General features: G+C 73.7%; 12 protein-coding genes. 7 read left to right on the top strand and 5 right to left on the bottom strand.

The genetic code is table 11. The features are described 5' to 3' along the window. Positions 1–110 precede the first annotated feature (110 nt). Complete coding sequence (locus ACZ7BZ_RS03105; RefSeq protein WP_470356871.1) at positions 111–908, top strand: VOC family protein; 798 nt, start codon at positions 111–113, stop codon at positions 906–908. Further along, the gene (locus ACZ7BZ_RS03100) at positions 908–1,405 is read left to right on the top strand and encodes a DinB family protein (RefSeq protein ID WP_470356870.1); all 498 of its coding nucleotides are present in this window, start codon (positions 908–910) and stop codon (positions 1,403–1,405) included. Before ACZ7BZ_RS03105 ends, ACZ7BZ_RS03100 begins: the two co-directional genes overlap by 1 nt. A gap of 43 nt (positions 1,406–1,448) precedes the next feature. On the opposite strand, the gene ACZ7BZ_RS03095 is transcribed toward ACZ7BZ_RS03100, so the two are convergent. Continuing rightward, the gene (locus ACZ7BZ_RS03095) at positions 1,449–2,234 is read right to left on the bottom strand and encodes an ArsR/SmtB family transcription factor (RefSeq protein ID WP_470356869.1); all 786 of its coding nucleotides are present in this window, start codon (positions 2,232–2,234) and stop codon (positions 1,449–1,451) included. Positions 2,235–2,298: 64 nt separating this feature from the next. Here ACZ7BZ_RS03095 and ACZ7BZ_RS03090 point away from each other — a divergent pair, with 64 nt between their 5' ends. Continuing rightward, positions 2,299–3,618 carry a cytochrome P450 family protein gene (locus ACZ7BZ_RS03090; protein WP_470356868.1) on the top strand — a complete coding sequence of 440 codons (1,320 nt, stop codon included), beginning with the start codon at positions 2,299–2,301 and terminating at the stop codon, positions 3,616–3,618. Then, positions 3,615–4,409 (top strand): isocitrate lyase/PEP mutase family protein, encoded by a 795-nt coding sequence (locus ACZ7BZ_RS03085; protein WP_470356867.1) that lies wholly within the window; start codon positions 3,615–3,617, stop codon positions 4,407–4,409. The genes ACZ7BZ_RS03090 and ACZ7BZ_RS03085 overlap by 4 nt, the downstream gene beginning before the upstream one ends. 21 nt (positions 4,410–4,430) lie before the next feature. Here ACZ7BZ_RS03085 and ACZ7BZ_RS03080 read toward each other — a convergent pair whose 3' ends face one another. Beyond that, complete coding sequence (locus ACZ7BZ_RS03080) at positions 4,431–5,210, bottom strand: TetR/AcrR family transcriptional regulator (RefSeq protein WP_470356866.1); 780 nt, start codon at positions 5,208–5,210, stop codon at positions 4,431–4,433. Positions 5,211–5,489: 279 nt separating this feature from the next. Here ACZ7BZ_RS03080 and ACZ7BZ_RS03075 point away from each other — a divergent pair, with 279 nt between their 5' ends. Then, entirely contained in the window at positions 5,490–7,025 is a 1,536-nt protein-coding gene (locus ACZ7BZ_RS03075; RefSeq protein WP_470356865.1) for an MFS transporter, read from the top strand. Positions 7,026–7,149: 124 nt separating this feature from the next. Then, positions 7,150–7,884 carry a helix-turn-helix domain-containing protein gene (locus tag ACZ7BZ_RS03070; protein WP_470356864.1) on the top strand — a complete coding sequence of 245 codons (735 nt, stop codon included), beginning with the start codon at positions 7,150–7,152 and terminating at the stop codon, positions 7,882–7,884. A gap of 7 nt (positions 7,885–7,891) precedes the next feature. On the opposite strand, the gene ACZ7BZ_RS03065 is transcribed toward ACZ7BZ_RS03070, so the two are convergent. Further along, positions 7,892–8,293 (bottom strand): VOC family protein, encoded by a 402-nt coding sequence (locus ACZ7BZ_RS03065; protein WP_470356863.1) that lies wholly within the window; start codon positions 8,291–8,293, stop codon positions 7,892–7,894. 198 nt (positions 8,294–8,491) lie between these two features. Between ACZ7BZ_RS03065 and ACZ7BZ_RS03060 the strand changes: the two genes are divergently transcribed. After that, positions 8,492–9,457 (top strand): molybdopterin-dependent oxidoreductase, encoded by a 966-nt coding sequence (locus ACZ7BZ_RS03060; protein WP_470356862.1) that lies wholly within the window; start codon positions 8,492–8,494, stop codon positions 9,455–9,457. Positions 9,458–9,806: 349 nt separating this feature from the next. On the opposite strand, the gene ACZ7BZ_RS03055 is transcribed toward ACZ7BZ_RS03060, so the two are convergent. Next, positions 9,807–10,991, bottom strand: a complete 1,185-nt coding sequence (locus ACZ7BZ_RS03055) for a metallophosphoesterase (RefSeq protein ID WP_470356861.1) — start codon at positions 10,989–10,991, stop codon at positions 9,807–9,809. 276 nt (positions 10,992–11,267) lie between these two features. Beyond that, entirely contained in the window at positions 11,268–14,318 is a 3,051-nt protein-coding gene (locus tag ACZ7BZ_RS03050) for a phosphotransferase (protein ID WP_470356860.1), read from the bottom strand. Positions 14,319–14,337: the final 19 nt, after the last annotated feature.

Genomic DNA, 14,337 nt, shown 5'->3' with positions numbered 1-14,337 from the left:
CCGCGCGGTTCAGCCCGCGCGGGTGCGCCGGGTCGTGGTTAGGCTGGCGAGTCGGGGACCGCGCGTGCCGTCCGGTGCGCGCCCGCACCGCCGGACACGAGGGCTGAGAGATGGCTGCGCTACCTGAGGGCACACCCTGCTGGGCCGACGCGATGTTCACCGACCTGGAGGGCGCCAAGGACTTCTACGGCGACGTCCTCGGTTGGACCTTCGGCGAGAGCTCGTCGGAGTTCGGCAACTACACCCAGGCGTACTCGGACGGCAAGGCGGTGGCCGCGATCGTGCCGCCGATGCCGGGGTCCGAGGCACAGTCCGCCTGGTGCCTCTACCTGGCCTCGCCGGACGCCGCCGCGACCGCCGAGCGGATCCGGACCAACGGCGGCGAGGTGGTGATGGGCCCGATGCAGGTCGGCGACCTCGGCACCATGGTGATCGCCAAGGACCCGGCCGGGGTGGCGTTCGGCGTCTGGCAGGCCGGGATCCACGAGGGCTTCGAGAAGCAGAGCGCGCCCGGCGCGTACAGCTGGGCCGAGATCATCACCCGCGAGCCCGGGAAGGCCGACGCCTTCTTCCCGGTGGTCTTCCCGTACGGGGTGCGGAAGATGGACTCCGAGCAGTTCGACTACCGGATGTTCCTGGTCGGCGGCGAGCCGGTGCTGGGCCGGATGGGCGCGGAGGGCGACTTCCTGCCGCCGCAGGCGCCCTCGTACGTGAGCGTCTACTTCGCGGTGGACGACACCGACGCCGCGATCGGGCGGCTGACGGCGCGCGGCGGCAAGGTGTACTTCGGGCCGATGGACAGCCCGTTCGGGCGGTTCGCGGCGGTCGGCGACCAGCAGGGCGCGGCCTTCGGGCTGATCGACCTGGGCCGGACGGTGGGCGGGCGGCCGCCGACGGTGGACGTCTGATGGGCGAGCGCGAGGAACTCGTCGAAACCCTGGACAAGCACCGCGGCCTGCTGCGCCGCACCGTCCGGGACCTCGGCGACGAGCAGGCGGCCCGGCGCACCACGGTCAGCGAGCTGTGCCTGGGCGGGCTGGTCAAGCACGTCGCGGCGGTCGAGGCGCGCTGGGCGCGGTTCATCACCGGTGGCGCGGAGGCGATGCGCGGCGGAGACGGCGGGGACGGCGGGGACTGGGCGGCCCAGTTCCGGATGGCGGACGGCGAGACCCTGGCCGGGCTGCTCGCCGGGTACGAGGCGGTGGCGCGCGGCACCGACGAGCTGGTCCGGAGCCTGCCCGACCTCGACCTCGCCCACCCGCTGCCGGCGGCGCCCTGGTTCGAGCCGGGGGCGAGCTGGTCGGCCCGGCGGGTGCTGCTGCACCTGATCGCGGAGACCGCGCAGCACGCCGGGCACGCGGACATCATCCGGGAGGCGCTGGACGGGGCGAAGTCGATGGGGTGAGCGTGCGCGGCGAGCACCCGAGGCGCTGAGGACGCTCCTGCGCTCAGGACACCTCGATGCCGAGCAGCTCGTGCAGGGCCCGGCCGCCGTCCGGGGTGACCCGCAGGGCCCGGCCGGAGCCGATCCGCTCCACCCAGGCGCGGTCCAGCGCGGCCCGGCAGAGCGCGGCGCCCAGCGCGCCGCCGAGGTGGCTGCGGCGTTCCGTCCAGTCCAGGCAGCTGCGCACCACCGGGCGCCCGCCCGGGTGGCCGGAGCGCGGCGGCAGCTCGATGGCCTGGGCGGCCAGCCAGGCGTGGCCACGGTCGGTGACGGCGAGCCCGGCCCGGTCGGTGACCAGATCGCGGTCGAGCAGGGCGTCGGCGACGGCCACGCCGAGACGGCCGGCCAGGTGGTCGTAGCAGGTGCGGGCGCGGGCCTCGGCGCTCAGCCGGGTGGCCTCGCGGAGGTTGCGGGGGGCCGGCCCACCGGTTCCACCGGCGGGCTCGACCACGGATCCGCCTGCCGACCCGCCTGCCGATCCGCCCGCGGCCTCGGCGAATACCGTGAGGTCCTCGATCAGGGTCGCGACCGCCGGGGAGGCCAGCCGGACGTACCGGTGCCGCCCCTGCCGTTCCTCGGTCAGCAGTCCGCCCGCGATCAGCCGGGACAGGTGCTCGCTGGCCGTCGACGGCGCGACGCCCGCCGACCGGGCCAGCTCGCCCGCCGTCCAGGCGCGGCCGTCCAGCAGCACGGAGCAGAAGGCGGCGCGGGTGGGGTCGGCGAGCAGCGCGGCGAGGGCGGCGAGCCGTGAGCCCCGGTGATCGACTGGTGTGCGTTCGTGGTCGGGCATGCCCCCATGGTCGCCCCGACACGTTTCGGCCGGGGCCGAAACGACCGGGGTCCACGATGGCGGCATGAGCGATCCGACGCCCCGAGAACTGACCTTTTCCCGCTACCAGGACGTGACCGCGGCCCTGGCCGACCCGGCCCTCGTCCCCCCGCCGGCGTCGCCCGGCCCGTACGGCACGGTGGCCTGGCTGCGGGCCGGCGTCGCCCGGTTCAGCGCGGGCGAGCCGCACGCCCGGCGGCGGGCACTGGTGCAGGCCGACCTGGACCGGCTGGACCTGGTCAAGCTGCGGATCCTGGCCGCCGGCGGCTTCGAGCCGGACGTCCGACTGCGGGTGGTGCGGGTGCTGGCGACGATGCTCGGGCTGGCCGATCCGGAGGCCGTCGCTCGGGACGTGAAGCTGGTGGCCCGGGCGTACTTCGAGCCGGCCCCGGACGATCCGGAGGCGGACGCGGCGGTGGCCCGGCTGTTGTCCGCGATGGGCGACGAGGACGCCGAGACGGCGGCGAACCGGATCGGCCTGCTGGTGCAGGCCTGCGACGCCACCGCCACCCTGGTCGAGAACGCCCGGCGCAGCGGCGGGCCGGCCGCCGCGCTGCGGGACGATCCGCCGGTCCGGGCGATGCGCCGGGTCGCGGCCCGGGCGACGGTGGTCGGCGGGGTCACGGTGCCCGCCGGGGCGCAGGTGCTGCTCGACCTGGACGCCGCCCGGGCCGGGGACGCGGACGGGGAGCGCGAGCCGCTGGCCTTCGGCGCCCCGCCCCGGCGCTGCCCGGGCCGCGCGCAGGCGATGGTGATCGCCGAGGGCATCCTGTACGGCTCCTCCGACCGGTCGGACACCTCCGAGCCGCCCGCCGAGGACCACCTCGACCAGGCCGGACTCGCCGCGCTGGTGCCGGCGGCGGTCGCGCACGTGCTCGCCCTGGCGGACACCTGGACGGGCTGGGACGGGCGACCGGTGGTCAACGCCGACGACCGGACCTACACCCCGCACAAGGTGGTGCGCCGGGTCACCGACCACCTCCTGGACCACCTGGCCGAGGTGGAGGCCCGGCTGGCCGGCGAACCGGCCGCCGCCGACCACTGGCACGCCTCCAACGTCACCACCCCGGCCGACCTGGCGCCGTTCACCGCCGCCGACCTGGACGAGGCCCGCAGCCGGCTGACCCGGCTGGGGCGGATCTGGGCCCAGCGGGTCGCGGCACTTCCGGAGCGGCAGTTGGACGACTCGCCGGGGGAGGGCTGGAGCTTCCGGCAGATCGTCTGCCACGTCGCCAGGACCGCCGCCTACTACGCGGACTCGGTGGGCTCCGCCCCGGGTGCCGTCACGGGTCCCACTGCGGGTGGCACCAGCGGCGCCGTCACGAGCGAGGAGCAGTCGCGATGACCACCACCCCCGCCCCGACGACCGCGTTCGCCGCCCTGCACCATCGCCCCGGCCGTCCGCTGCTGCTCCCGAACGCCTGGGACCACGCCTCGGCCGCCGCCCTCGCCGCGGCCGGCCACCCGGCGATCGGTACCACCAGCCTGGGCGTGGCGGCCGCCGCCGGGTTGCCCGACGGAGCCGCCGCCACCCGGGCGGAGACCGTACGGCTGGCCCGCCGGCTGGGCCGGGACGACTTCCTGCTGAGCGTCGACGTGGAGTCCGGGTTCAGCGACGATCCGGCCGAAGTGGCTGCGCTGGCCGTCGAGTTGGCGCAGGCCGGGGCGGTCGGCATCAACCTGGAGGACGGCCGGCCGGACGGTACCCTGGCGCCGTCCGGGCTGCACGCGGCGAAGGTCGCGGCGGTGAAGGCGGCCGTTCCGGAGCTGTTCGTCAACGCCCGTACCGACACCTACTGGTGCGGGTGTCAGGACCCCGAGCCGGAGACCGAGCGACGACTGACGGTCTATCAGAAGGCGGGGGCGGACGGGGTGTTCGTGCCGGGGCTGAGTGAGTCGGCGGCGATCGCCCGGCTGGCCGGGCGATCGCCCCTCCCGCTCAACGTCCTCTGGACGCCGACCGGCCCGGGCCTCGCCGAGCTGGCCGGGCTCGGGGTCGCCCGGGTCAGCCTGGGCTCGCTGCTGTACCGCTCCGCGCTGGCGGCGGCGGTGGCGACGGCGGCCGCCGTCGCCTCGGGCGGGCCGGGCGGGCCGGTGCCCGGCTATGCCGACGTCCAGGCGCTGAGCGGGAGTTGACGGTCGGCGGCGGGGGCGGGCTCAGGTCCTGGACCGCCGCGCCTCGATCCCGTCCAGGATGAGGTCGATGCCGCGTCGGAAGCTGCTGTCCCGGCCGGCCTCGACCTCATCCGGCACCTGGGTGGTGTACAGGGCGTGCAGTCGCGGGTGCGACCGGGTGGCCTCGGTGACGGCGGGCAGCAGCCGGTCCATGAACTCCTGTTCGTCCTGGCCGCTCTTGGTCAGCGCGCTCAGCCAGGCGGCCTCCACCGTGGCGGTGCCGATGGTGTAGCCCATGATGATGCCCATCACGTCGTTGGCCTCGCCGAGTTCGAAGCCGGCCGCCTCCATCAGGACCAGCAGGGCCTCGGAGAGCCGCATCCAGTTGGGGCCGAGGTAGACCATGCCCACGTCGCCGATCACCGAGACCATCCACGGGTGGCGCACCACGGCGGCGCGCATGGCCTCGGTGCTCTCGATGACGGCCGCGCGCCAGACCTTCGGGTCCTCGGCGCCCTCGGCCCGGGCGAGCGGAAGGCCGCCGAAGATGTGGTCGACCACCAGGGCGAGCAGTTCGTCCTTGTTGGCGACGTGAGTGTAGAGCGAGGTGGCGCCGGCGTTGAGGCGGGCGCCGAGCTTGCGCATGCTCAGTGCCTCGATGCCGTCGGAGTCCAGCAGGGCGACGGCCTCGGCGACGATCTGCTCGCGGCTGAGGGCGGGCTGGGTCCGCCGTTTCTGTGGACGGTTCCACGGCGAGGGGAAGTCCGGCTGTGTGCCGGCCCGGCGCTCCGGCGGGGTGTCGTCCTCCGACTTGGCCGTCATCTGGCCCTCCATTCCACGTGCCCCCTGGTCGGGGGCGGTCCGTCCAGCATAGGCCCCACCACCGCACACCGTACGGCCACCCGCACGCCGTACGGCCATGCGCACGCCGTACGGCCTTGCGCACGGTGTTCGGTGTCCGTACAGTGTTCGGCGTAGCGCACACCGTTCGGTCGGGGACGGGTGGACGGTGTGCGCCGCGAGGACTTCCGCGCGGCCTTCCGCCGACGCGAGGACGTGCGCGGGGCTGCGGCCGACGCGCCGAACCGAAGGGGGATCGTGGTGGACCGTCAGACGGATCGTCACCCGCGCCGCTGGCTCATCCTGGTCGTGCTCTGCCTCAGCAGCCTGGTGCTGGTGATCGACAACATGGTGCTCACGGTCTCCATCCCGCCGATCGCGGAGGACCTCGGGGCCGGGGCGCAGGACATCCAGTGGATCATCGACTCGTACATCCTGGTCTTCGCCGGACTGCTGCTGACCTCGGGAAGCCTCTCCGACCGGTTCGGGCGGCGAAAAGTGATGATCATCGGACTGGTGCTGTTCGGCGCCGCCTCACTGGTCGCGGCGGTCGCCTCCAGCCCCGGTGAACTGATCGCCGGCCGGGTGCTGATGGGCGTCGGCGGCGCCCTGGTCATGCCGAGCACCCTGTCCATCCTGATCACCGTCTTCGACGACGAGGAGCGGCCCAAGGCGATCGCCGCCTGGAGCGCGGTGGCCATGATCGGCCTGGTCGGCGGCCCGGTGCTGGGCGGCGCGCTGATCGCCCACTTCTGGTGGGGCGCGGTGTTCCTGCTCAACGTGCCGGTCGCGGCCGTGGCCATCGTCGCGGCGATCGTGCTGATGCCGGAGTCCAAGGGCCCGTGGCGCAAGCCCGACCTGCCCGGCATGCTGCTCTCCATGGTGGGCATGACCGCCCTGGTCTGGTCGATCATCGTCCTGCCGCGGGACGGCTTCGCCCACGTCAACACCCTCGGCGCGACGGCCGTCGCGGTCGCCGCACTCACCGGCTTCGGCATCCGCCAGGTCCGCACCGACTCGCCGATGGTCCCGCTCAAGCTGTTCCGCAACCGGGTCTTCACCGGCGCCAGCTTCTCCCTCGTCCTGCTCACCTTCGCCACCGGCGGCCTGATGCTGGTGCTCACCCAGTACCTGCAGTTCGTGCTGGAGTTCTCGCCCACCGACACCGGCCTGGCCTTCATCCCGCTGGCCATCGCCTCGCTCGCCTTCAACGTGATCGGCGCCGCGCTCGGCAAGAAGCTCCCGGCCCGGGTGCTCACCTCGATCGGCATGGTGATCATCGCCGGCGGCTTCGGACTGCTGGCCACCCTCTCCGTCGGCGACGGCTTCACCAAGGTCGCCCTCGCCATGCTGGTGCTCGGCATCGGCTCCGGCCTGGGCATGCCCGCCGCGGCCAACGCCCTGATGAGCGCCATCCCCGCCGAGCACGCCGGCGTCGGCTCCGCGCTCAACGACACCATCCAGCAGTCCGGCGCCGCCCTCGGCGTGGCCGTCCTCGGCACCGTGCTCTCCGGCACCTACACCGGCGCGATGCCCGCCGACGCCCCCGCCCCCGCCCGGCACGCCATCACCGACGCGCTCGCCCTCTCGGCCGGTAGCAGCGACGGCGCCCTGGCCCGGGCCGCCCGGGAGGCCTTCAACACCGCCACCTCCACCACCTTCACGGTCGGCGGGATCGCCGTCCTGGTGGCGGCGGTGCTCACCCTGGTGCTGATGCGGGGCAAGGCGGCCGAGACCGTGGTGGAGCCCGCCGAGGTTGCCGAGCCCGTCGAGCCCGCCGTCGGATCGGGCGTCTGATCGCCCCGCCCGGCGGTCGGCCCCCGGTCGCACCCCCACCCACCGGCCCCGGCTGCCCCTCGCAACCGGGGCCGCGGGCCGTCCGGGCCGCCGCGGGCTCCTGGGGGCGCGTAGCCTTCGAAGCATGTCCACCCCGTACGCGGAGCGCCCGTCCCGGCTGCCCGGGGCAGTGCTGTGGACGAAGGACGCCGACCCGGCGGGCGGAGGTGCGGACGGCGGCGCGGGCGGCGGTACTGGCGGGGGTACGGGCGGGCTGGTGCTGCCGGACGGCTGCATGGACCTGCTGTGGACGGAGGGCCGGCTGCTGGTCGCCGGGCCGGACACCCGGGCGTACCGGCCCGGACCGGGACTGCGCGGGCCGTGGGCGGGCGTCCGCTTCCGACCCGGCGCCGGACCGCCGCTGCTCGGCCTCCCGGCACACGAACTGCGCGACCGCCGGGTCGAGTTGGCCGACCTCCGGCCCGGTGGTGAGGTACGGCGGTTGACCGAACGGATCGACGCCGTCCCCGACCCGGCCGCCGCCCTGGAACAACTGGCCCTGCGCCTGGCGGCCGCGGCACAGCCGGAGGACCGGCTGGTACGGGCGGTGGCCGACGCGCTCGCCGCCGGGCGGAGCGTCGCGGCGACGGCCGAGGCGGTCGGGCTCGGCGCCCGGCAGCTGCACCGCCGCTCCCTGGCCGCCTTCGGCTACGGCCCCAAGACCCTGGCCCGGATCCTGCGACTGCAGCGCGCCCTCGGGCTGGCCCGTTCCGGCGTCCCGCTCGGCGAGACGGCGGCCCGGACGGGCTACGCGGACCAGGCGCACCTGGCCCGTGACGTACGGGAGTTGGCGGGAACGACGGTGACGGCGCTGCTGTGAGGCCGGACTACAGCGGGGCTAGCAGGTCGACCCCGTTGCCGTCCGGGTCGCGCAGCGAGGCGTAGCGCTGGCCCCAGAAGGCGTCCCAGGGCTTCAGCTCCCCGTGGTACCCGGCGGCGGTCAGCTCCCGGTACACCGCGTCCACGTGCTCCGGGCTGTGGCAACGGAAGGCCAGTGCCGCCCGGGCGCCGCCGGTCGGCGGCTGCCAGTCGGGGTGGAAGGAGCGGATGGTCGACTCGGCGTCGAGGACCAGCAGCAGGCCGCCGGGCAGCTCCGCCTCGACGTGCGGCTGCTGCTCGGAGCCCTCGGGGAAGGTGAGCCCCAGCCGCCGGTAGAAGGCCACCGAGGCGGCCATGTCGGAGACGGCGAGACCGATGAAGGCGATCTGCGGTGCGGGTGTGCTGTTCATGACGGCCACGGTAGGCGGGCCGCGGGCGGAGGTCTTGAACGAATCGGACACCCCGGGTGGTTCTCGTCTCCGGCAGGCGCCCGGGCGGCGCCCGGCGGGGGCGCGGCCAGCGCCCGGCACGGGCCCGGGCGGTCGGTTGTCAGTCGCTCCTTGTACCGTCGATCACGCAACGATTGGTTCGACACGGGGGTGTGGCACATGTTCAGGACGGATCCGGAGACGCCCGACGTCTTCCTCACGCCGGTCGATGAGGTCTTCGTCCGCAGCCACCTCGGCCGGTACGCGGGGCTCGACGCCGACACCTGGACGCTCACCGTCGAGGGCCTGGTGGAGCGGCCGCTGCGGCTGGACTTCCGGGCCCTCCAAGACCTCCCGCAGCGCCGGTTCACCGCCGTCCACGAGTGCTTCGGCAATCCGCTGCGCCCGACCGTGCCCACCCGCGCGGTGACCAACGTGGAGTGGGAGGGGGTCCCGCTCGCCGAGGTGCTGGCGCTGGCCGGGCCGCGCCCGGAGGCCCGGCACGTCTGGCTGGAGGGCGCCGACCGCGGCGACTTCGCGGGGGAGAGCAGCGTGAGCTACCTCAAGGACCTACCGCTGGAGGAGGCATCGGCCGAGGTCGTCCTCGCGCACCGGATGAACGGCGAGGCGCTGCGCCCCGACCACGGGCACCCGGTGCGGGCGGTGGCGCCGCGGATGTTCGGCACCAACTCGGTCAAGTGGCTGACGCGCCTGGTGCTGGCCGCCGAGCGCCCGGAGCACCTGTTCACCACCCGGCTGTACACCCGGGTGCTGCCGGGGGAGAGCGAGTCCCGGCCGGTCCGCGAGAAGGACGTCAGCAGCAAGCTGCTCAGCCCGCGGGACGGAGCCACCGTGCCGGCCGGAGCCGCCGAACTGGCCGGGTACGCCTGGAGTTCCACCGAGGTGACGGCCGTCGAGGTGGCCGTGGACGACGGCGACTGGCAGCCCGCCGAGCTGGACGGGCGTGGCCCGGGGCCGAGTTGGCAGCGGTTCCGGCTCCGGTACGACCTCGCCCCGGGGCCGCACCGCGTCCGCTGCCGGGCCACCGACTCCGCCGGGCGGGTCCAGCCGCTCGGCGGGGACCGCAACGCCGTCCACGAGATACGGGTGACCGCGGCGGTCAACGGGCGGCCGACCGCGCGGTGATCGCCGGGCGGACCGAGCCCGTCCGGGTCGCCGTGCAGCAGGCTGACGGCCTGCCCGGGTGCGGCCGGGAGGGGGGCGATGCCGGGGTTGTCCTCGGCGAGCCGCGCGCTCTTGGCGCCCGCCCCCGACCGCTCCCGGTTTCATGACCCGTCCCGCTGGGGCAGCCCGAAGGCCCGGACCACCGCACAGCGGTCCAGGCCTTCGTTGGCCGGGTGTCGTACGGGCCCGTACGACACCCGCCGGTCGGCGGACTCGCGGCGGTCGCGCGGACCCCGAGACGGGCGTAGCGGCTGCCGTCGGCCAGGGCGCAGAAGACGACCGGGATCCAGGCGTCCTCGTCGTTGCGGCGCTACCCGCCGACCGCTGCGGAGCCCGCTACCCCGGCGCCCACGACCCCGGTGCCCGCCCGCAGGGTGAGGACGGTGATCTCGCTCGGGGCGAAGACCCGGAACGGCGGCCCCCAGAACCCGGTGCCCCGACTGGTGTAGAGCTGGGTCCGCTCCCCGTGTCGGCTCAGGCCGTGCACCACCGGCTGGTCGATCCGGACGAGGAAGTTGAACGGCCAGATCTGGCCGCCGTGGGTGTGCCCGGAGATCTGCAGGTCAACGCGGGCCGCCGCGGCCCGGGGGACGTACTTGGGCTGGTGGGCGACCAGCAGGACGGGCAGTGCCGGATCCGCCCCGGCCAGTGCGTCCACCAGGTCGGCGCGGTGCCCGTCCAGTCCGGAGTGCTCCGCGGTCACGTCGTCCACACCGGCCAGCACCAGGGAGTCCCCGTCGCGCTCCACCACGAGGTGGCGGTTGTGCAGCGGCTCCCAGCCCAGCTCCGCCATGCGGTCCAGCCAGCCCTGCGCCTCCCCGCCGTACTCGTGGTTCCCCGTGACGTAGACCTTGGCCAGCCGGGACCGGACCGTCCCGAGCGGCGCCGACTGCTCCCGGCGCTGGGCCGGGGTGCCGTCGGCGATGTCGCCGGCGTGGACCACCACGTCCGCGTCCAGCCCGTTGACCACCTCCGCGACCCGCGCCGACCAGTCCGACCGGTCGATCGGCCCGTAGTGGGTGTCGGCCAGCACCACGACCCGGGTCCCGTCCAGTCCGCCACCGAGCCGTGGCAGATGGACGTCCAGCCGCTTCACCCGGGGTACCCGCATCGCCTCGCGGTACCCCCAGCCCAACAACCCGGCCGACACCACGGCCACCGCGACCGCCCTGCCCCGGCCGCCGCCCCCGACGCCGAGCCCGGCCGCCACCAGCCCCACCAGCCCACCCAGCACCGACCAGGTGAACAGCACCCAGACGACCCCGAGGCTGGTGTCCGCGAATCGGGCCGCCCGGTCGAGCCGCCGCCGCCCGTGCCCCGCGATCATCAGGAACGGGAACGCCACCATCCAGGCCACCAGCACGACCGTGCCGCCCAGCACCACCGGGAACGGCCAGCCGGCCCCGGCGAACAGCGTCCACCACGGCGGCAGGCACAACACCACCAGGACGACCACCAGCACGGCCAGCCGCCGCACCCCGCCCCGCCGCCGCACACCCCCACCCGCATCCCCGGCCGCCCCGCCGCCCCCACCCCGACCCGCAGCCGCCACGGCCCCGGCGGCCCCACCGGTCCCACTCCCACTCACCACATCGCCCCTCACGTCGGTTCCCCCCCATCATCCGCCTCCCCGCCACCCCGGAAAACGACGAAGGCCCCGCCCGGCGAACGGCGTTTCCTGGGGGTCGGGGCCTTCGTGAAGGCGGAGGACACGAGATCCGACCTCGTGAGGGGCTGCCCCCGACACGGGCTCTTCTGGTCGCCAGTGCAGCTAGCCGCCGGAGGCCGCGCCTTCGGCATGGTTCACCAGTACATCGGCGACATCCGCCGCCAGCAGGAAGGGCAGGTGCCGGTTCACCTGGTCTTCGTGGTCGCGGTAACGGGCGAACGGCAGCAGGGACGCCAGCAGGGCCCACTGGTACTCGGCCTCGCCGAAGGGCCAGTTCTTCTGCTCGCAGCCTTTGAGGATGGCGCGCAGCTTCGCGATGCACAGCAGCACCCGCCGCACGTCCGGGTCCGCGTCCCCCGGAATGTCCGGTTCCCACATGGCCGTGCCGTTCAGCGATCCGACGAACCAGGAACGCACCTGGAGGAGTTGCTCGTGGCTCCAGGAGAACGTCCTTGACCACAGAGCGGATTCGAGGCGGGCGAAGTCCTTGCAGATGTGGCCCTGGTGGGTGGTCTCGAAGTCGATGACGTAGAGATCGGGACGTCGGTTGTCCGGTCCGCTGGCCAGGACGTTCTCGCCGTGCAGGTCGCCGTGGCAGACACAGGTCAGGTAGGAGGCAGTCGTGACGCCGTAATGCCGGTCGTACAGGAGCCGTTCGAAAAGGGCGTCGGTCCCGGCGTCCCGCTCGCCGATCTCTGCCATGTGGGCGACCAGCCACAGCGGGTTCGTGACGGACCCGTAGCCCGGGTCGGCGGCGAATGGGCTGGACCCGAGTGCGGAGTTCTCCAGCAGATACCCGAGTCTGCGGTGCTGCCAGGGCAGTCCGCCGTCGATGCCGAAGATGTCGGCGACCTCGGGCAGCCGGAAGTGTGCCAGCTCGGACTCCGCGTTCTTGCCCGGCGCGTAGCTGGTCAGCTCGAAAGTGACCGGACGCAGAGCCGGATACTCCCCCCGCAGATCGCCGATGGTCCGCTGGGCCTGGCTGAGCCACGGGCCGAGCGCGTCCATGAAGACTTCCTCGATGACCGGCTGGAGCGCGTCCGGGTCCGCAGTGCGCACCCAGTCCCGCAGTGTCTTCGGTTCGTCGCGGTGCCGGAAGACATAGGACGTGAAGATGCCTTGGTAGAGATCGCCATTGCTGCTGTTGGCGATGGTGGTGCTGCCCACGGCACACTTGCTCGCCCGGTAGACCGGCCGCAGATAGGCTTCCGCGAACCGGTCGAAGTTCTCCTTCTCCCTGCGCACCTTGGCCACTTCGTCGATCTTCAGCACACCGACCGGGCCGAAGCTGTCGAGGGCGAGGAAGGTCGGCACGGGCCGTCCGGCGAACAGCGCGCCCTGGACCATGGTCCCCTGCGGGCCCGGAGCCAGCTCAGCTGCGATGCCCTGGAGCAGTCGGTTCGAGACCTGTACGGACGCGTCCTGGTCCCCCATGGACAGGAGGCCGGCGGTCGTGGCGGCACCGGGCTCCCAAGGGTTCCTGGCGACCCGCACCATCCGGATCGTGGCCAGCATGTCCCGGCCCGCCTTGCGCCAGAAGGCGAGTGCCTCCTGCCGCTCCTCCGGGGTCCCGGTGTCACCGTAGTAGCCCGTGGAGGAGTACAGCAGGTCGAGCAGGCGGTCCAGTTGGTCAGCCTTCCAGCTGGACAGCTTGAGCAGGGTGAGCGCAACGCTGCTGCGGTGCCGGTTCTCCTCGGTCCAGCGGTTGAGGACTCGGGTCGCCCAGAACTCGGCATAGATGTGCCGGTCGGCGAACCTGGGATCCTGGACCAGCTCGTTGAAGCGCAGCTCCTTGGGAGCGGTCGGGTCAGGGCCGCCCACGAGGAGATGGATGCCGATGGCGTGCCGCAGCCAGCCGTAGACGTGCGGTACGCGGTTCAACTCGGGGTCGCGCAGCTCGCCGAGCGCCAACAGCACCGCCGTCTCGGTGACGTCCAGCAGTTGTTCACGCTTGGCCTCGTGGTACCGGTAGGAGATCTGGATGAGCTGGAGATAGCCGAGGATGTCGGCGAGGGTCTGGTAGCCGCTGGAGTGCCAGTGGCCCTCCACGGCGTAGTTCCAGAGCGCGCTGGCCAGCCAGTGCCGACGCAGCGCCCGGACGTCGACCACGGTGTCGCCCTTGGCATACGACAGCATCTCCGAACGGCAGGTGCTGCGCGCGTCCTTGGCCCGCTGGTGAAGCGCCTGGGCGTCATCACCGGGCACGGAGACGGAGGCGAGAAGGCCGGGCAGCTCCTGCAGGTCCTCGTCAAGGATCGGGAGGAGCGACTCGGAGGGGATGGGGGCATGTCTTCCGAACAGCTCGGTGATGCGTGCTCCCAGCTCCGCCGCCAGTTGCCGGACCGTGTCCTCGTCGGGCTCAGCGGACCGCCAGTCGCCGACGACCGTGTCCCAGTTCCGGGTCGGGTTCATCTGCGAGGGGAACCGGGAGCCCGGGACGCCGACGGTGGCCGTCTCGCCCTCGGCAGCCGCCGAGACCGCGACGCCGCTCCCGGCGGCCACGGCGTTCACCGTCGCCGCAGGCGCGGCGCCGCCTTCGGATGCCGGCGCCGGGGCGACGGCCGCCGCGACAGCCGCGACCGCCACGGCGGGGCCGCCTCCGGTGCCCGCAGCCGCCGGGGCCTGCTGCTGCGGCCGGCCAGCGGAGGCCGGACCGAAACCCGCTCCGGGGCTCGGCGCCGGTCCTGTGTCCGTCGTCCGGACAACTGCCGGACCGAGCTGTTCCAGCCGCTCTCGGCAGTGCTCGATCGTCGGCGTGTACCTGCCGTCGTCGTTCCGCTCGGACTCCAGGAGAAAGACGGCGAGTTCCAGTAACTCGCGCGCCCGTGCGACATCCGCCTGCATGTAGCACTCGGCCACGGTCGACGCACCGTTCGCGATGCGGTACCCGGGAACGTACGGGTATCCGTTTGCGAGTTGCTCCCGCGTCCTGAGCAGACCCTCGCGGGCCTTGCGGAGGCGCGCCTCCCGCGACGGCACCGCCTGGATCGCGTCGTCCAGCGCCCGTTCCAGTACGTCCGTTGAGTGCAGGAGAATTTCCGTGGTCACACCGCTGCCCACTGATGCCTCCTCAAGTACTTCATGTACAAGGCTTGTTGATGCACAACGCGGCCTGGTCGCGATATCCCGGCAGAGCCGCGGAGCCACCGCCATCGGTTCGGACGAAGACGCC

Source organism: Kitasatospora sp. NPDC036934 (assembly GCF_055608425.1).
The sequence above is the reverse complement of the archived record's forward strand: the minus strand, read 5'-3'. Positions and strand labels throughout refer to the sequence as shown.